This is a genomic window from Arthrobacter sp. H14 (assembly GCF_000520495.1).
Taxonomy (GTDB): Bacteria; Actinomycetota; Actinomycetes; order Actinomycetales; family Micrococcaceae; genus Arthrobacter_C.
In genome coordinates this window covers 51,802-68,376 of the sequence record NZ_KI914706.1, presented here as the reverse complement: position 1 = coordinate 68,376, position 16,575 = coordinate 51,802, and the positions used below count along the sequence as shown (strand labels likewise).

Below are 16,575 nucleotides of genomic sequence, written 5' to 3'. Positions count from 1 at the left end.
GAGGCCGGACAGCACGCCGGTCTTCAGCAAAGCCTTATAGGCAAGCCACGACAGCAGCCCGGCCACCACCACGCCGGAAATCGAGGTGAAGAGAACATAGACCAGCTTCCACTCCGCCGCCCATTCAACGTTATAGAGGAAGTTTTCGTTGACGCCCATCGCGATTCCGGAAACCAGCCCGGCCAGCAACACGACTGGCAGATTCCATTTTCGGTAGCGGAAAGCTGCGAAAACCAGCTCGGCGCCGAGGCCCTGGAAAAAGCCGGAAATAATGACAGTCATGCCAAAGTGCGTACCCAGCAGGCCTTCCACGGCCGCTGCCAGCAATTCACAGTAGAGAGCCGCACCCGGTTTCCGGATCAGCAGCCCACCGAGGACGCCTGCTATGAGCCAGCCGCCACCGTAAAGTCCGGCAAGCGGCGGAAACGCACTGGTGATAATGGCAATCCCCGCATACCCCTGGCTCCATGCCCAGAAAACGACGCCAACGGCGACGGCGATTACCGACGCGACGACGATGTCGACGACGCGCCAACGGGTGTTCGGCTTCCTGCCGGTGAGTTGCTGTGGGTCACTGTGTTGAGTGGCCATCTGGAAATCCTCCTGTGCTTCAGGAGGGGAGAACGATCCGCGGTATACACCCGCGGGACATTCATCCGCGGACATCACCGAGGTCGCTCTGAGAACTCGACTCCCTTCGCCGGTACTAGCCGGATCAGGTTCGAGGGTCAGCGGCTTTCCCGCACTCTCAGCGCCGTTCCTGTTCCCGGTGCAAGTCGTTCCACCGCGATCAGGGCGCTCCCCTGTCGTATTTATTGCACCTCTAAGTCTACACCGCCGGCTACTCGATACACCGACAGGGAACAGTTAGGCTGAAACAAAGCATGAACCGCCCGATTGATCGGAGTAACCATGAACGTCATCTTCAAACTTCTCGGCACCGCCGTCACCGTTGGTGCAACATTCCTCGCTAAGAAGATCGTCTCCGCCAGCTGGGAGAAGAAGACCGGCAAGAACCCGCCCACTGCTGCGGATGATCTGGAGAACTCATGGAAGGAAGCGCTGGTCTGGGGTCTCCTGACCGCTGCCACCGCCACCATCATTCAGGTCACGGCCGGCCGGGGCACGCAGCACGTCATCCAGAAGTTCGGCAAGCGTTCCAGCGCCGTCGACGCTGCCTAGGGCCGGCCGGGGCGGCCGGGGAACGATCACCCGGTTGACTCTGGAGGGTATTTGCTGGTGCTTCCGTACGGGCTCGCCCCTGGCTGGATCACTGCTGAACACCAAGAGATCCAGCAGTGATCCAGCCTCAAACTTTGCAGCTCTCCGAGGCTGGACGCATCGTTTGGGAAACAGTCGGTATCGCGTTTTTCTACGTGCAGGTATCTTTGATTCGGTCAAGCCGCAACGAGGGGATGCTCGATGGGTTTCGGCGGCGTCCGCACACCTTTGATCAGTAGATATAACACCATCCAAACCTCGGCCACTATTGCTGGCACGGCGACGATTGGCGTGAGTATCGTCCCCACTTCGGGCCAGAGGAACATGAAGGGCAGGTGAATCAGGTAGCTGAAGCACGCGATCATCAGAAGCACGCCCAGTGCGCTGGGGAACATGGTTGATTTGAGAACCAGGTATCCAAGTGGCAGCAACCAGAGACCGAAGAAGACCTGGGCAATCAGGAAACCGTCCCGCTGCAGATCCAGCATTAGCATCACGAGGGAGCCCGCACCTTCGGCACCGACTGAGGCCGTATAGTCAGGGTCGGTGGCAACCCTGAGCGCCGCCAATGATGGTGCGAGGTTCAGTGTCTGTATTGCGACGCTGATCGCAACGATTAGAACCATCGCCCTGGCAACATTCTTGTTAACTTGCTGAAGCAGAAGATAGAGGGCCATTGCAATGAACAGCATCAGTGTCGATTGGGTCAGATCTGCCAGGAAGCCCAGCCGGAACAGGCCCTCATTGGTCGCAATGTTCGCTACGGTGGCGGCCGGGTCGCCGGAAACGTAAATACTGTTACGCACAAAGCCGATGGCGAATCCTGCGAGAACGGCGACTGCGAGGTAAAGCGCGCCGGCGGTTCGTGCCAGGCGTTTTTGAGATTCCATGATTTCATCCTTGATCGGCGAGAGAAGTGCTGGTTGTCACGAGACTGGTTCGTCCCACACGCAGGCGGACGGTCCGGGTGGCACTGGTGACGGAGGTAATCCGACATGGATGCCTGGAGCGTTCAGATGATGATGGCGGTTTAAACACCCACCTTTCCCAATTCGAGCTCGTGCATGGCTACCGGAACATGTTCGATCGGCTGGGTGCTGCCGCTGAAAGGATGGACAGGATGAGGACATTTCCGGATATGCCGATCACCATCCCCGCGATGTAAATGGCGCCCACGATCGTGGCGGTGGTTCGGTATGATCCGGTGTCGGGCCGTCCAGCATCGATCAGTGTCTGGTTTTCCATGGCCTCTGTCCTTTGTCTCTTGTATCGTTGGCCCCCGCGGGAAACCTAGGAGTAGATCAGCGCTGCTGTTACCTGGCGGGACGTCATTCGTCGAAACCCTCCTGACCGGGTCAAGCGGGTCGGATGGACGTGCGGGTCGCCCGCGCGGATTTCTGTGCGCGTCGGTGGATAAAGTACTCGGCCACCGCCAGGCTCAGCACCCATGATGAGCCGATGAGCACAGCCCTGCTCAGTTCAGTGACCGGGCCGACGATGAGAATCCAGGGAATGGTCACCACCACGATGGTTCCCTGTGCGATGCCGATGGCGTAGGCCCGGGACATCCACTGGCTGTGCCTCACATAATCCCGGCGCCGCACCGCGAGGAACCCCAACACGAGGCTCGCCACCATAGCCGAGCCGAAGACCAGCCGAAGAACGAGAAGAAGTACCCCATCCAGGGGCGGGAGGTCGTAGAAGACTGCCATCCACAAGCCGGACAGGGCGGCGAGCAGGCCTGTGGGGACGAGAATGCGCCCGGCTAGGCGGTGCCAGCTTTGCCTTCCGCGCTTCCCGCGGCGCAGGGAGGGAACGAACTGGAATGCGCCGAGCATCAGGTACACGGTGACAGTGGGAATGTGAATCAGCACGGGAATGGGAGCGTCGAAGAACCGCTCGTTATCCACTGTGACCGCACCGCCCGCCAAATCGCCAATGCGCGCCACCCCTGCGATCACCGGGACGAGACTGAGGATGATCAAAGCGGTGGGCACGAGCCACCGGGCCCGGCGACGGCTGACTGGCGTGGGGGCGAGGGCGTTTCCCGTGGCCATGGCCTGTCCCATTCAAGAAGGGGGATGCACGGTAGCTGCTTCCGTACGTTGTACGCGATCGTATCGTGCGAACGTACGGAACCAATAGGGTCGGATGGCACCAGTTGCGTTTCACGGTATACATCCTTGTCGAAAGCCGGGGGCCGTCCGCCTGCGGCTCCTTTGGCCTTGCGAGTTTCTTGTAACTCGATGTGGGTTCCATCGGCCGACCAGTCGCAACCCGCGATACATAACCGGCTTGATAAGCCTGGCCGGATGAGCCCCGCCTGACTTGGACCGGCGGGGTTTATTCGCGTTCACGCCGTCTGCGGACGCGTTCTTCCTCTTCCGGTTCGTCGACCCGGGCGGCCGGAGTTTCGGCGTCATCGGGCAGCGGACCGCCTCTCTGGTCCCCGACCGCTTCTTCGACGCTTTCCCCTGCCTCGGCCGCCTCCTTGTACTCGGAAGCACGGTACTGCGCGGCGGCCGCCACAACCTCGTCCAACTCGTCCACTTTCAACAGTTCCTTGCGCAGGTGCTTGGTCCGGTAGCCGGCGCGACCCACCATGTGCGCGGAGACCGGCGCCGTGAGGAGCTGGAAAACCCAGGCAATCAGCAGAACCGGAACCAGCGCCCAGCTCCGCAGCTGAATCGCGACGGCGATGAGCATCAGGAGCAGGCCGAGGACCTGTGGCTTGGTGGCGGAGTGCATGCGCGAGAGCAGATCAGGAAACCGGATCAGGCCAATCGCTGCCGCCAGGGACATCATTGCACCTGCAATCAGGCAGATGGCCGCAATCGAATCGAGCAGGACGTGGGTATTCAAGCCATCACCTCTTGTCCGATACGAAACGGGCAACCGTGACGGATCCGATGAAGCCGATCAATGACAGCGAAACCATAAGCACCAGGTTCTCCAGATGCTGGTTGATGGCCATATCCGTGGCCAGCCCGGCTGCGAAGATCGCCAGCAGCACGTCGGTGGCCAGGACTCTGTCGAGCAGCGATGGACCCTTCGCGATCCGGTAGATCGTGCCGGCCGCGGCGAGGGACAGGAGCACGCTGACGATGATGAGGACAGTCTGCATCATGAGTGGTCTTCCTTTCTGCCCGTTGCTGACGGCCATTCGGTATCGGTATGACCATCCACTTCGCGGCGGACCAACTCGAGTTCCTCCCGTGATCCCATCGCCCTGATGAGTCTGACCTCGACGCCCCGCACCCGGTTCCGGACTTGGTCCGCTTCCTCGGTGCTGCCCACATTCATGCAGTGCAGGTACAGCGTCGACGTCGAACGGTCCACCTCAACGACGAGACTTCCGGGTATCAGCGAAATCACGTGGCCTGTGGTGGTGACCAACAGGTCCGAGGAACTCCGCAGCTGCACCGCGACGACCGAATTGTTCAACCGCGGGCCTTGCGCGACCGCAAGATAGAAGACCTCGAAGCTGGCTTTGACCAGTTGCAGCAGGAAGATTCCGGTGAAGGAAATGCCATGCAGGATGTTGAAACGGCCGCTCAGTTCAACGGGCGGCAGGTAGAACAATTGCGTGATGGCCAGGGCAATGAGCGCTCCGAAGAGGAGATTGCCCACGCTGAAGTCTCTCCAAAGTGCCCCCCAGATCAGCACCAGCCAGATAACCAGGGGCAGTTCCTGCCGCAGTGAAACCCTGGGATGCTTCATCCTGCTGCCCCCTCTCCCAGTACTGCCTCGATGTAGGGCACACGTTCGAGCATTCCCCGGGCGGCGGCGTCGCTCAGTTCAAACAAGGGACCCGCGAACACGGTAAGGGCCACGCCCATGGCAACCAGGCCGATGGTCGCTCCCACCATGGCACCCGGCAACAGCGGAATTTCTTCCTTGCTGGATGGGCGTCCGTTGCCGTCCCCGGAGACGTCTGCCGACGTGCGGACGGCGGAGCCGTCATTTTTTACCGCCAGCAGCACCGGATCCGGGTACTCCGCGTCCTCCGGCCGCCGCCAGAATGCCCTGTTCCACACGCGCACCATAGCGAGCAGTGTCAGCAACGAAACCAACACCGCGCTGACCACCAGTACGTAGGCGAGTGGCGTGCCCAGTTCGATGCCGGCCTGCAGCAGCCCGAGTTTTCCGAGGAAGCCGGAGAACGGCGGGATGCCGCCCAGGTTCAGGGCCGGCACCAGGTACAACACTCCCAACAGCGGCGACAGTCTCGCCAGCCCGCCCAATCTGTCAATCGATGCCGTACCGCCGCGCCGTTCAATCAAGCCGGCGACCAGGAAGAGGCTTGTCTGAATGGTGATGTGGTGGACGACGTAGTAAACCGTGGCGCCAAGTCCCACAACCGTCGAGACGGCAAGTCCGAACATCATGAAGCCGATATGGCTGACCAGGGTGAAGGACAACATACGTTTGATATCGGTCTGCGCCAGCGCACCGAGGATCCCGACAATCATGGTCAGCGCAGCTGCCACCATGAGTAGTCCGTTCAGCCGGTCCCCCGGGAACAACAGCGTTTCGGTGCGGACGATCGCGTAGACGCCGACCTTCGTCAGCAGACCGGCAAACACTGCGGTGACCGGTGCGGGGGCGGTCGGATAACTGTCCGGGAGCCAGAACGACAGTGGGAACACAGCCGCTTTAATACCGAACGCCACCAGCAGCATCAGGTGCAGCATGTTCTGCGTTCCGGGATCCAGCTCCGCGAGTTTGATGGACAAATCCGCCATATTGACCGTGCCGGTGGCGCCGTAGATCATCGCGATTGCTATCAGGAACAGCAACGAGGAAACAACGCTGACGACGGCGTATGTCACCCCAGCGCGGATCCGGGGGCCGGTGCCGCCGAGGGTCATCAGCACGTAGCTTGCCGTCAACAGAATCTCGAAACCGACGTAGAGGTTGAACAAGTCGCCGGAGAGGAACGCGTTCGAGACACCGGCGACCAGAATCAAATACGTCGGATGGAATATAGAGACCGGACCGTCTTCGTCCCGGTCAGCAACACCCTGACCGGTGGCGTAGATGAGCACGGCCAGGCTGACCGCCGAGGAAACCACCAGCATCAGGGACGAGAACTGGTCCACCACCATCACGATGCCCCACGGAGGCAGCCAGCCGCCGAGATTCACCGATTGCGGCCCCGAGCCCCAGATCAAGGCGAGCAGGACGACTTCCAGACTGATCGTCACGCTGAGCAGGGTGATGCTCACTGCCCTTTGTGCCCGTGGATGACGGATGAGGACAAAGGTGATCGCCGCGCCAAGGAACGGCAGGACCACCGCAAGAGGGGCCAGACTGGTGATATTGATCATCGACCGGACTCCTTCGGATTCCTGTTCCCGGGGGTTTCTTCCTTCTCGTCCAGATTGTCGGGACCGCTGAACTCGGAGGTCTCCAGCGGAACGTCGGCGTCGTCCTCGGCGACGTAACTGCCTTGGCTTGCCACCCTGCGGTCTTCAATGTCGTCCTGGACCTCGTCCTGCCGGCCAATGACCCAGGAGCGGTAAATAATGCCGAGCAGGAACGCGGTGATGGCAAAAGAGATCACGATCGAAGTCAGTATCATCGCCTGCGGCAGTGGATCGTTATATGCGTCGGCCGGTATGTTCTCCTCGTACAACGGAGCCGGACCGGCAAACCCACCGGTGTTCAGCAGCAGAATATTGACGCCGTTGGCCAGCAGGATAATGCCGAGCAGGACCCGGGTCAGGCTTCGTTCCAGGAGCAGGTAGATGCCGGTGGCAAACAGTGCTCCCATGACGATCAGCAGGGTAAAGTTCACGCTCACCTGGACACCGCCCGTCCGCTGGCCCGGTCAGCGTCGCGCTGTGATTCCCCGCCGTCGTCGGAACCGTTTTCGGTGCGTTCGTCAATTTCGGAACCGAGGCTGCGCAGAACGTCCAGGACCAGCCCGACGACGACGAGGTACACCCCGATGTCGAAAATGGTGGAAGTGACGAACTTGATCTCGCCGAACACCGGCAAGGTCGCTTCGAAAACGAAGCTCTGGAACACCTCGCCACCCAACAGTGCCGGCACCAGGGCAGCCAGAGAAGCAATGCCCAAGCCCAGGCCCAGCAGCAGTCCCGCGCTGACCGGCGTCGCCTCGGCGAGTTCGAACCGGCCGCCGGCCAGATAGCGGATGGCCAAGGCCAGTCCGGCCATCAAACCGCCCGCAAATCCGCCGCCAGGGCTGTTGTGCCCGGCGAGCAGCAGGTAAATGGAGAAAATCACCACACTGTGGAACAGCAGCCGGGTAATGACCTCGAAGATAATGGAACGTCGTTCCGGAGCCAGGGTCCGGCCGGCCACCAGCCAGGCATCCCGCTGCACATTGGAGAACTTCCGGGCCAGCGCCAGCGCCGCCGCTTCCCGGCCATACTCCTCCAGGTTCTCCCGCCCGCGGTCCACGGAACCGGTCTCGACGCCGTCGGCACGGCGCCGGCGGTCTCCCCGGCCGCGGACAAAGATCAGGCTGGCAACACCGGTGGCGGCAATGGCGAGGACGGAGATTTCCCCATAGGTGTCCCAGGCCCGGATATCCACCAGGATCACATTGACGATATTTGCTCCCTGACCGACCTCGTACGCCAATTCCGGATACTGCAGCGAGATCGGAACGGCGGTGCGCGAGCCCATCGCCGCCATCGCAATGAACATCATCACCAGGCCGAAGGCCACCCCGATTCCGGCCCGCAGCACCCGGTGGCCGGCCGGCGTTCGCTGCCACAGCTTGGCGGGCAGCGAACGCAACGCCAGCACGAAGGCCACCAGGACCATGGTTTCGATCAGCATCTGGGTCAGGGCGAGATCCGGTGCACCCTGCAAAGCGAAAATCAGCGCAATCCCATAACCGGTCACGGCGACCATCAGCACCGCGAGGAACCGTTTGTTGGCACGGACGGCAGCTAGCGCACCGAGGATAATGCCGAGTCCGGCGACGGCTTGGACCGGTGAGTCGAACCAGCGCCATTTAGTGGGCAGAAGCGGCGCATTACCAAGCAGGAATGCTCCCATCGGCATAACGATGGCCGTACTCAGGATGACGAAGAGGTAGAACAGCAACGAACCGCGCTGGGTGCGGCCGGTTACCCATACCGCAACCTCATCCAGCACGCCGATGACTTTCCGGTAACCGCGCTCAGTATCGAAAACCGGGTACAGGCTGTCCTGAATCCTCGAAACGGTGTCGCGCTTATAGAACAGCAGCAAGCCGACGGCGATAGTGAGTACGCTCAGCAGCAACGGCAGGTTAAAGCCGTGCCAGATGGCCAGATAAGGATCCTCCGCAGCGCCGGGCCGGAATTGCTGCATGTAAGGATCGATCCAGGCATTGACCGGATCCGGAAAGACGCCGAACAAAATCGTTCCGGCCGTCAACACCAGTGGTGCCACCAGGAAGGCCTTGGTCACGGGCGTGAAGTCGGTGTCCTCCATGCCTTCCTTGCGGCCGAAACCGCCCCTGATAAACCGGGCGCTGTAGGCGAAGGTCAGCATAGACCCAATCACGATGCCGGCAAGCAGCGTGATGCCGAGCGGATCCGTCGCCTCGTGCACGAACGCCGCATAGACGGATTCTTTGGCGACGAATCCGCCAAGGAAGGGCAGCCCGGCCATGGAGGCGGCGGCCACCAGCGACACCGCGCTGAGCCACGGTGCCGAGCGGAAAAGCCCGGAGAGGTTGCGGATATCGCGGGTGCCGGTCTGATGGTCAATGATTCCGACGACGAGGAACAGCGTGCCCTTGAACAGACCGTGTGCCAGCAGCAGAGCCAGCCCGGCAAGCGCACCGTCCCGGTTCCCCATGCCCACCACGAGGGTGAGAAAGCCGAGCTGGCTGACTGTCCCGTAGGCGAGCAGCAGCTTCAGGTCGGTCTGGCGCAGGGCGCGCCAGCCGCCGATAAGCATGGTCGTCAGGCCGAGGGTGAGGATCAGCGGGTCCCAGAAAACCGTTTCGGCGAAACCGGGCGCGAACCTCGCCACTAGATAGATACCGGCTTTCACCATGGCGGCGGCGTGCAGATAGGCGCTCACCGGCGTCGGCGCCGCCATCGCTGCGGGCAGCCAAAAGTGGAAAGGCGCCAGCGCTGACTTGGTGATGGCGCCAATCAGCACCAGTGCAATGGCAATGTCGATGGCGATTCCACCGGCGGTCAGTGCCGGCGCGAGGGTCATAATGTCGGAAATACGGTAGGTCCCGGCAGTCTGGCCGATCATGACCAATCCGACCAGCATCGCCAGACCGCCGAACGTCGTCACGATGAGCGCCTGCAACGCTGAGCGCCGGGCGGCGAGACGGCCCCTCGAATAGCCGATCAATAAGTACGACAGGATGGAGGTCAGTTCCCAGAAGACATACAGCAGGATCAGATCATCCGCGATGACCAGGCCGAACATAACCCCGGAGAATGCCAGCAGCTGGGAGCCAAAGGCGCCCAGGCCGGCGTCGTTGTCCCTGAAATACCGGGCGCAATAGAACAGCACCAGGGCACCGACACCCAGAATCAGCAATGACAGGATCCATGCGAGCGCATCGAGGCGGAATGCCAGCTCCAGTTTGAGGTCCGGAATCCATTCGATGACGAGGGTCGGCGGCCCATTGGCCCCGGAGTCAGCGCCGGAACCGCCACTCATGACTGCGTCATACTGGCCAATCAGCCAGATAAGGGAGCCTGCCGGAACGGCGGCGAGCAGGTAGAACGCTGCGCGGCCGATTTTGGTGAAGACTAAGGGCGCGATCAGTGCCACGATGAAGTGAGTGGCAAGCACGATCAGCACGATGATCTCCGCAGCATTGGCGATTAACCCACTATGGGCGCGGTTCTGCCAACGAGAAATCGCGACATCGACGCCCTTCAGGCAACCTTTGGATGGTCAAGGGCCAGCGACTTCAGTCTAGCAAGGGTCGACAAACGCAAAGGTCGACGGCGGCCCTCAGTGGGTCCCGTATGCCCTGATATCCCGCGGTCGGATAGCATTCAGGCTATGAGCGACCTCACGCCTGAACCCGGCTCACGAACGGCAGGAACGACTGTCGTCCGGCAAAAAACCAAGGTCAGCAACAAGGGCCAGATTCTCGCCTGGGCGTCCTGGGACTGGGGCTCGGCAGCGTTCAACGCTGTGATGACCACGTTCGTGTTCACCGTTTACCTCACCTCCACCGAGGCGTTCGGCGGTGAGGATCACGTTTCCCAGGTACTCGGCGCCGGTTTGGCCATCGCCGGGGTTTTGGTCGCGCTGATGGCACCAATCACCGGGCAACGTTCCGACACCGGTGGACGGCGGAAGTTATGGCTCGGCGTCAACAGCGCACTGGTGGTGGTGCTGACCGCATTGTGTTTCTTCGTCTTTCCACAGGCGGAATTCCTGATCCTCGCGGTCGTACTGCTGGCGGCGGCAAACGTCTTCATGGAGTTCGCCGGAGTCAACTACAACGCCATGCTGGTGCAGATCTCCACCCCCGGAACGATCGGCAAGATCAGCGGGTTCGGCTGGTCGATGGGGTATTTTGGCGGGATCATCGCACTGGCCACCGTGCTGTTCGGGTTCGTCACACCCGGTTTCTTCGGCGTCGCGACGGAGGAAGCGCTGAACATCCGGGTGGTGGCGCTGTTCTCGGCAGCATGGTTCGCCGTCTTCGCGCTGCCGGTGCTGTTCGCCGTTCCGGAAATCAAGTCTGTCCGGGAGGAAAGGATCAGCTTCGCCGCCTCCTACCGGTTGCTGTTCCGGCGGATCAAGGCCATCTTCAAAACCAGCCCGCACACGATCTATTTCCTTCTCGCCAGCGCCATCTTCCGTGACGGGCTGGCTGCCGTGTTCACCTTTGGCGGCGTCATTGCGGCGGGCACCTTCGGCTTTGCCCTGCAGGACGTGATCATCTTCGCCATTGCCGGAAACGTTATTGCCGCCCTCGGGTCCCTGGCCGGCGGCGTTCTGGACGACAGGATCGGGCCCAAGCGGGTGATCATCATGTCCCTGCTTGGACTATTGATTTCCGGCACGGCGATCTTCATCCTCGGTGCAGGCAACTACGGGATCTTCGGTTTCACCTGGACGGGAGTCGTCACGTTCTGGGTTTTCGGCCTGATGCTCTGCCTGTTCGTCGGTCCTGCCCAGGCATCTTCGCGTGCGTACCTCGCCAGGCTCGCACCTGACGGCGAAGCGGGAGAACTGTTTGGCCTCTACGCCACGACCGGGCGGGCGGTGAGCTTCCTCGCCCCGGCTCTGTTTGCGCTGTTCATTAACGTCTTCGGCAGCCAGCGTTATGGGATTCTGGGCATCATGGTGGTCCTGCTCGCAGGGCTGCTGGTACTGCTTCCGGTCAAGCCGCCCGCCAAGGTCTCCCCCGCCGTCGAACCTGTTTCCTGAACCAGCGCCCTGCTCAAGCCGCTAATCCGGCTCCCGTACGGGGGCGGCTAGAGATTGCTGCGGTGGAAATTCAAGTGTGAGCGGGAGGCCGTCGGACCGCGCTGGCCCTGGTAGCGGTTGCCGTACGGGCCCGATCCGTAAGGATGTTCGGACGGCGAAGTCAGCCGGAAGAAGCAGAGCTGCCCGATTTTCGAGCCGGGCCAGAGCTTGATTGGCAATGTCGCCATGTTGGACAACTCGAGGGTGACATGGCCGGAAAAGCCCGGGTCGATGAACCCGGCCGTCGAATGCGTCAGCAGACCCAGCCTGCCCAGCGATGACTTGCCCTCCAACCGTGCGGCGATGTCGTCGGGCAAGGTGACCGTTTCATACGTCGATCCCAGGACAAATTCGCCCGGGTGCAGAATAAAGGGTTCGTCCTGGTCGACCTCCACCAGCCGGGTCAATTCAGGCTGGTCTGTGGCCGGGTCGATGTGCGCGTACTTGTGGTTATCGAACAGCCGGAAATAGCGGTCGATCCGTACATCCACGCTTGAAGGCTGGACCATGGCCGGATCATACGGATCAAGAACTATCCGGTCGTCGTCGATTTCGGTTCGTATGTCGCGGTCGGAGATGAGCACCACCCAAAAATACCGCATCGTCCCTCTGTGCGGACAATGGACTGCCGTTTTTAGGGAATCCCGATTTCGGTCCGCACCGCATACAGCTCGGGAAAGAACGTCAGGCTCAGTGCGCGCTGGAGGAATCCGACGCCGCTGGAACCGCCGGTCCCTTTCTTCATCCCGATGGTCCGTTCCACCGTTTTGAGGTGCCGGAACCGCCAAAGTTGGAAGTTGTCCTCCAGATCCACCAGCTCCTCGCACGCTTCGTAGACGTCCCAGTTCTCCTTTGCGTGTTCGTAGATGTACCGGTAAACCTGCACCAGCTCCGCATTGCAGGTGTGGGCCTGGCTGACGTCGCGGTCCAGCAACGCCGCCGGAATGTCAAAGCCGCGCCGGCCCAGCAGGCGGAGGAATTCGTCATAAATACTCGTCTCCTGCAGCAGCTGTGACAGCAGCCGGTGTGCCTCCGGGTCGCTCTCGAAGACCGCGAGCATTGCTGCGTTTTTGTTGCCGAGCAGGAATTCAACCGCCCGGTACTGGTACGACTGGAAGCCTGATGACGAGCCAAGGTCACTGCGGAATTCGGCATATTCGGACGGTGTCAGCGTCGCGAGCACCGACCATTGCTCAGTAAGAGTACGCTGAATGTGCTTGATCCGCGCGATGCCCTTCATTGCCATTCGGAGGTCGTCGGCCTGCAGCCGTCCCCGCACCGCCCGGAGCTCATGGAGGACCAGCTTGAGCCACAGTTCGGACGTCTGGTGTTGGATGATGAACAGCATCTCGTCGTGGTGGACCGGACTGCTGACCGGCTGCTGCGCCGAAAGGAGCTGGTCCAGCTGGAGATAGGAGCCGTAGCTCATCCGCTCGCTGAATCCGGTCTCGATGTCCGGCTCAAGACTGCGTGTGTTGTTGTTGGTGCTCATGCCTCGCCTCTTTGCGCTGCCGCTGATGGTCCCTGTGATTGGTCGGTTCCAGCCTAGGCCACGGGCACTAGAGTGGAGGTTATGCATGTCGAAGAGACGCCCCTGCCCGGAATCGGTATCCGCAAGGATATCGTGACCGGCGGCGGCCGCCGGATAGGGATCGTGAGCCAGCGCGACGGGCATACGGAGCTGATCATCTCCCGGCGTGACGATCCCGACGCCTGCCTGGCCTCTATCCCACTCACTTCAGATGAAGCAGCCACTCTGGGCAACCTGCTCGGATCACCGCAGCTGATCGCACAGCTGCGGGAAGATCATCGGGACCTGCCTGGAGTCAACACGCGGCAGTTCCTCGTCAACCCGGGGTCACCGTTCGATGGACACAAGCTCGGCGATACCCGGATGCGGACGAAATCGGGAGTATCGCTGGTGGCGGTGATGCGTGCCGGTCAGGTGCAGCCTTCACCCACCCCGGATTTCACGTTGAAGGGCGGGGATCTGCTGGTGGCGGTGGGGACCGCTGATGGTCTGGACATCGCCGCCGAAATCCTTCAGCACGGTTGAGACCTGGTGACTCATAGCACCGTAACGCTCATTGAACTGGGAGCCGTCTTTTTTGGACTCGGATTCCTGGGACGATTGGCAGGCCGTATAGGCCTCTCCCCCATTCCCCTCTACCTTCTGGGTGGATTGTTTTTTGGCAATGGCGGTTTCGTCGAGTTGGGCGGGCTGACCGAATTCAGCGAGATAGCCAGCGAAATCGGTGTCATCCTGCTGCTGTTGATGTTGGGACTGGAATACAGTGCCAAAGAACTTGTGACAGGCATGCGCCAATCGTGGATGGCCGGCATTCTCGACATCGTGCTGAACTTTTCGCCCGGCGCATTTGTCGCGCTGATGCTGGGCTGGGGACCGGTCGGCGCCCTGGTCATGGGCGGCATTACGTATATTTCCTCTTCAGGCATTATCGCGAAAGTGCTGACGGATCTGGGCAGGTTGGGCAACAGGGAGACTCCGGTGATCCTGTCGCTGCTGGTGTTCGAGGACCTGGCCATGGCCGTCTACCTGCCGATCCTCACCACCGTTCTCGCCGGCGTCAGCTTCGCGGGCGGGTTGCAGGCAGTCGGGATTTCCCTGCTGGTTGTCACCATTGTCCTGGTCGTTGCCCTTCGCTACGGCAAGGCCCTCTCCACCGTGATTGACAGCGAAGACCAGGAAGTCTTCTTACTGACCCTGTTCGGAGCCGCCCTGCTCGTGGCCGGAATTGCGGCAGCGATGCAGGTCTCGGCCGCTGTCGGTGCATTCCTGGTGGGCATCGCCATTTCAGGCACGACGGCGCAGAACGCCTCCCGCGTCCTTGAGCCGCTGCGCGACCTGTTTGCGGCCATGTTTTTTGTCGTATTCGGGCTCAACACCGACCCGGCTTCGATTCCCCCGGTGCTCGATTGGGCATTGGTGCTGGTCGTCGCCACCACCGTCACGAAAATCGCGACAGGCTGGTGGGCCGCCCGGCGTCAGGGTATCGGAAGGCCGGGCCGGGCCAGGACGGGAGCCGCCTTGGTGGCCCGCGGCGAGTTCTCCATCGTCATCGCCGGTTTGGCCTTGGCATCCGGCGCCGTCGATCCCGAACTGGCGGCCTTGGCGACGACGTATGTGCTTCTGATGGCCGTACTGGGACCGATCATCACCCGGTTCGCAGAACAACTCCTGAAACCCCGCCGGGTTAGGCCGGTACCGCCGGCGGCCAACCGGAATACCCACTCGGGCTAGTGCTGGTATAGAGGTATGGACGCTGCCTGCCCGGGCACACTGCTGCTGCAGAAATGCGCCTGATGGCGTGTTCTGAGTTCCTGCATCGCTGAGGTAGAGTAAATATCGTTGTTTTGCAGGGATTATTGACCACATTATTGGCTAGTCCCTATGCGGGCGTAGCTCAATGGTAGAGCGCTAGCTTCCCAAGCTCGATACGCGGGTTCGATTCCCGTCGCCCGCTCGTAAGAAAAATCCCCCGCCGGCTTTGCCGTTGACGGGGGATTTTGCTTTTTACGGTCGTTCAGCCGCGCTCTATGCGGCGGTCGTATTCCGGATCGAATCCCGCGCGGTCGACCTTGCGGTGGTACCTCATTCCGGCCAGACCGCCGAGGATGGCACCTCCCAAAGTCACCAGCACCAGCCCCACCAAGGTGAGGATTCCCGTCATCGTCATAATGCCCTGATCCATGGGGATCTGCGGTACGCCGTTGAAGTTGCTCAGCGCACCGAATTGTGTGCCTGCTATGGCGCCGATAACGGTAAGGATGACTGCCACGATGATGGCCCAAAGCCATACGCCCAATCCTTGTTTGGCACCGCTGAAGCGGGCCATCCTGCCGGCGACATACCCGCCGCAGTAGTAGGCGATGAAGAGAATCAGCAACAGAATAACAATGCCCCAAATTCCTGCAGCCTGTGGATCCTGGACAACTTGGCTGGCTCCGGTATTCGTCGCAAAACCGATCGCTCCAGCGATGATTGCGGCCAACGCGGCCAGCAGCACCGTCATCCCTGTCGCAGCCAGCCAGCCGAAAAATGCCGAGCCAAACTTCATACCGCCGTAGGCTTCCTTCTCCCGCGCCAGATTACTGTCATGGTCAACCACCCCGCTGCCGGCAGCGGCTGCACTGTACCCCGTTGTCCGACCGTACTCGTCCGCGTCGGGGTCCAGACGGTGCGAGTGATCCACATTGCGCTCGCCTTGTATTCGGCCCTCATCATGGGACTTGTGCGCGCTGACGTCCCCTCGATCAAAGGCGCGCGTCTGCGCATCGTCGCTGGCCGGCTGATCAAAGGCGCGCGTCTGCGCATCGTCGCTGGCCGGACGGTCAAAAGCTTGCGTCCGCGTATCGTCGCTGGCCGTGCCGCTGTCCCCTGCCGTATGGCGGCCCTCGTCCGGATTACGGTTCTCGTCGTTGGAGTCGCCGGTGCCTTTGCCCGGCGTGTAGCTGGTGCTCATTTCTGCCTCCTAGCGGGGTCCAATGCCCTAGCCCTGTTCGGGGTGACGTCCGTGCACTTCGGAACTGCGCGGGTCTTCAACGCCCTCCGCTTGGGCATCCTTGTCGACGTCGTTGCCGGCTTCCTCGGCGGTTCCGCGAGGATGCTCCAGATCCTCCGATTGAGGACCAGTGAGCTGGTCATACCGGTTTTCGCCGAACCCCTCCGACTTTGCCTCGTCACCGCCGGTGCTGTCCTTGCCGCGTCCTGCAACGTGGCGGCCGCCTTCAGACTTCCCGTCCTTACTCTTGCTCATATCTGCCTCCTTGAATGGATTAAAAGTTCTACTGGCCTTCGGAACGCTGGTCGCCGCCGGCGCGGTGCCGGTGGCGCTCGTCGGCCGTTTCTGCGTCTCCCGAACCGGACGCATCGCCAGCCCCGCCGTCGGTTCCAGCCATATGTGCCCC

At 61.4% G+C, this 16,575-nt stretch carries 18 protein-coding genes, 1 tRNA gene and 1 riboswitch; of the genes, 5 read left to right on the top strand and 14 right to left on the bottom strand.

What is annotated here, in order from left to right; translation table 11 throughout:
• Positions 1-591: ECF transporter S component (locus Y707_RS28480; RefSeq protein WP_081745086.1), on the bottom strand; the 591-nt coding region annotated here is incomplete at its 3' end.
• Positions 592-675: 84 nt separating this feature from the next.
• Positions 676-815: riboswitch (TPP riboswitch) on the bottom strand.
• A gap of 97 nt (positions 816-912) precedes the next feature.
• Between Y707_RS28480 and Y707_RS0121800 the strand changes: the two genes are divergently transcribed.
• A complete protein-coding gene (locus Y707_RS0121800; RefSeq protein ID WP_026536607.1) occupies positions 913-1,182 on the top strand; it encodes a DUF4235 domain-containing protein in 270 nt (89 codons plus the stop codon).
• Between the two features lie 215 nt (positions 1,183-1,397).
• On the opposite strand, the gene Y707_RS28475 is transcribed toward Y707_RS0121800, so the two are convergent.
• From Y707_RS28475 to Y707_RS0121755, 9 genes are all read right to left on the bottom strand, one after another.
• Positions 1,398-2,111 (bottom strand): DUF4386 domain-containing protein, encoded by a 714-nt coding sequence (locus Y707_RS28475; protein WP_051442301.1) that lies wholly within the window; start codon positions 2,109-2,111, stop codon positions 1,398-1,400.
• A gap of 178 nt (positions 2,112-2,289) precedes the next feature.
• Entirely contained in the window at positions 2,290-2,466 is a 177-nt protein-coding gene (locus Y707_RS31070) for a hypothetical protein (protein WP_155853259.1), read from the bottom strand.
• A gap of 110 nt (positions 2,467-2,576) precedes the next feature.
• On the bottom strand, positions 2,577-3,278 hold the full coding sequence (locus Y707_RS0121785) for a DUF2306 domain-containing protein (protein ID WP_026536606.1): 702 nt from the start codon (positions 3,276-3,278) through the stop codon (positions 2,577-2,579).
• 286 nt (positions 3,279-3,564) lie between these two features.
• Positions 3,565-4,083: a monovalent cation/H(+) antiporter subunit G gene (gene mnhG, locus Y707_RS33605; protein WP_442853323.1), complete on the bottom strand. Its 519-nt coding sequence runs from the start codon at positions 4,081-4,083 to the stop codon at positions 3,565-3,567.
• Positions 4,084-4,087: 4 nt separating this feature from the next.
• Entirely contained in the window at positions 4,088-4,348 is a 261-nt protein-coding gene (locus Y707_RS0121775; RefSeq protein ID WP_026536605.1) for a monovalent cation/H+ antiporter complex subunit F, read from the bottom strand.
• On the bottom strand, positions 4,345-4,941 hold the full coding sequence (locus Y707_RS28465; RefSeq protein ID WP_051442300.1) for a Na+/H+ antiporter subunit E: 597 nt from the start codon (positions 4,939-4,941) through the stop codon (positions 4,345-4,347). The genes Y707_RS0121775 and Y707_RS28465 overlap by 4 nt, the downstream gene beginning before the upstream one ends.
• The gene (locus Y707_RS0121765) at positions 4,938-6,548 is read right to left on the bottom strand and encodes a Na+/H+ antiporter subunit D (protein WP_026536604.1); all 1,611 of its coding nucleotides are present in this window, start codon (positions 6,546-6,548) and stop codon (positions 4,938-4,940) included. Before Y707_RS0121765 ends, Y707_RS28465 begins: the two co-directional genes overlap by 4 nt.
• Complete coding sequence (locus Y707_RS0121760) at positions 6,548-7,027, bottom strand: Na(+)/H(+) antiporter subunit C (RefSeq protein WP_026536603.1); 480 nt, start codon at positions 7,025-7,027, stop codon at positions 6,548-6,550. Before Y707_RS0121760 ends, Y707_RS0121765 begins: the two co-directional genes overlap by 1 nt.
• Positions 7,024-10,017 carry a Na+/H+ antiporter subunit A gene (locus Y707_RS0121755; protein WP_026536602.1) on the bottom strand — a complete coding sequence of 998 codons (2,994 nt, stop codon included), beginning with the start codon at positions 10,015-10,017 and terminating at the stop codon, positions 7,024-7,026. Before Y707_RS0121755 ends, Y707_RS0121760 begins: the two co-directional genes overlap by 4 nt.
• A gap of 207 nt (positions 10,018-10,224) precedes the next feature.
• Here Y707_RS0121755 and Y707_RS28460 point away from each other — a divergent pair, with 207 nt between their 5' ends.
• Positions 10,225-11,607 (top strand): MFS transporter, encoded by a 1,383-nt coding sequence (locus tag Y707_RS28460; RefSeq protein ID WP_081745085.1) that lies wholly within the window; start codon positions 10,225-10,227, stop codon positions 11,605-11,607.
• Positions 11,608-11,654: 47 nt separating this feature from the next.
• Here Y707_RS28460 and dcd read toward each other — a convergent pair whose 3' ends face one another.
• Both dcd and kynA read right to left on the bottom strand, forming a co-directional pair.
• The gene (gene dcd, locus Y707_RS0121745; protein ID WP_026536601.1) at positions 11,655-12,230 is read right to left on the bottom strand and encodes a dCTP deaminase; all 576 of its coding nucleotides are present in this window, start codon (positions 12,228-12,230) and stop codon (positions 11,655-11,657) included.
• 50 nt (positions 12,231-12,280) lie between these two features.
• The gene (gene kynA, locus Y707_RS0121740) at positions 12,281-13,138 is read right to left on the bottom strand and encodes a tryptophan 2,3-dioxygenase (RefSeq protein ID WP_026536600.1); all 858 of its coding nucleotides are present in this window, start codon (positions 13,136-13,138) and stop codon (positions 12,281-12,283) included.
• An 81-nt stretch (positions 13,139-13,219) separates the two neighbouring features.
• On the opposite strand from kynA, the gene Y707_RS0121735 reads away from it, so the two are divergent.
• The 3 genes from Y707_RS0121735 to Y707_RS0121725 all read left to right on the top strand — a co-directional run bounded on the left by Y707_RS0121735 (position 13,220) and on the right by Y707_RS0121725 (position 15,131).
• Positions 13,220-13,702: a cation:proton antiporter regulatory subunit gene (locus tag Y707_RS0121735; RefSeq protein ID WP_026536599.1), complete on the top strand. Its 483-nt coding sequence runs from the start codon at positions 13,220-13,222 to the stop codon at positions 13,700-13,702.
• Positions 13,703-13,708: 6 nt separating this feature from the next.
• Entirely contained in the window at positions 13,709-14,908 is a 1,200-nt protein-coding gene (locus tag Y707_RS0121730; protein ID WP_026536598.1) for a cation:proton antiporter, read from the top strand.
• 152 nt (positions 14,909-15,060) lie between these two features.
• Positions 15,061-15,131: transfer RNA gene (locus Y707_RS0121725), tRNA-Gly, on the top strand.
• Between the two features lie 60 nt (positions 15,132-15,191).
• Here the strand turns inward: Y707_RS0121725 and Y707_RS33065 are convergent.
• Positions 15,192-16,130 (bottom strand): hypothetical protein, encoded by a 939-nt coding sequence (locus Y707_RS33065; protein WP_253905298.1) that lies wholly within the window; start codon positions 16,128-16,130, stop codon positions 15,192-15,194.
• A 27-nt stretch (positions 16,131-16,157) separates the two neighbouring features.
• Positions 16,158-16,424 (bottom strand): hypothetical protein, encoded by a 267-nt coding sequence (locus Y707_RS31840; protein WP_026536597.1) that lies wholly within the window; start codon positions 16,422-16,424, stop codon positions 16,158-16,160.
• Positions 16,425-16,575: the final 151 nt, after the last annotated feature.

Coding starts and splice junctions, on each gene's coding strand:
- Y707_RS0121800 (WP_026536607.1), top strand. CDS start 913: ATGAACGTCATCTTCAAACTTCTCGGCACCGCCGTCACCGTTGGTGCA.
- Y707_RS28475 (WP_051442301.1), bottom strand. CDS start 2,111: ATGGAATCTCAAAAACGCCTGGCACGAACCGCCGGCGCGCTTTACCTC.
- Y707_RS31070 (WP_155853259.1), bottom strand. CDS start 2,466: ATGGAAAACCAGACACTGATCGATGCTGGACGGCCCGACACCGGATCA.
- Y707_RS0121785 (WP_026536606.1), bottom strand. CDS start 3,278: ATGGCCACGGGAAACGCCCTCGCCCCCACGCCAGTCAGCCGTCGCCGG.
- Y707_RS0121775 (WP_026536605.1), bottom strand. CDS start 4,348: ATGATGCAGACTGTCCTCATCATCGTCAGCGTGCTCCTGTCCCTCGCC.
- Y707_RS28465 (WP_051442300.1), bottom strand. CDS start 4,941: ATGAAGCATCCCAGGGTTTCACTGCGGCAGGAACTGCCCCTGGTTATC.
- Y707_RS28460 (WP_081745085.1), top strand. CDS start 10,225: ATGAGCGACCTCACGCCTGAACCCGGCTCACGAACGGCAGGAACGACT.
- kynA (WP_026536600.1), bottom strand. CDS start 13,138: ATGAGCACCAACAACAACACACGCAGTCTTGAGCCGGACATCGAGACC.
- Y707_RS0121735 (WP_026536599.1), top strand. CDS start 13,220: ATGCATGTCGAAGAGACGCCCCTGCCCGGAATCGGTATCCGCAAGGAT.
- Y707_RS33065 (WP_253905298.1), bottom strand. CDS start 16,130: ATGAGCACCAGCTACACGCCGGGCAAAGGCACCGGCGACTCCAACGAC.
- Y707_RS31840 (WP_026536597.1), bottom strand. CDS start 16,424: ATGAGCAAGAGTAAGGACGGGAAGTCTGAAGGCGGCCGCCACGTTGCA.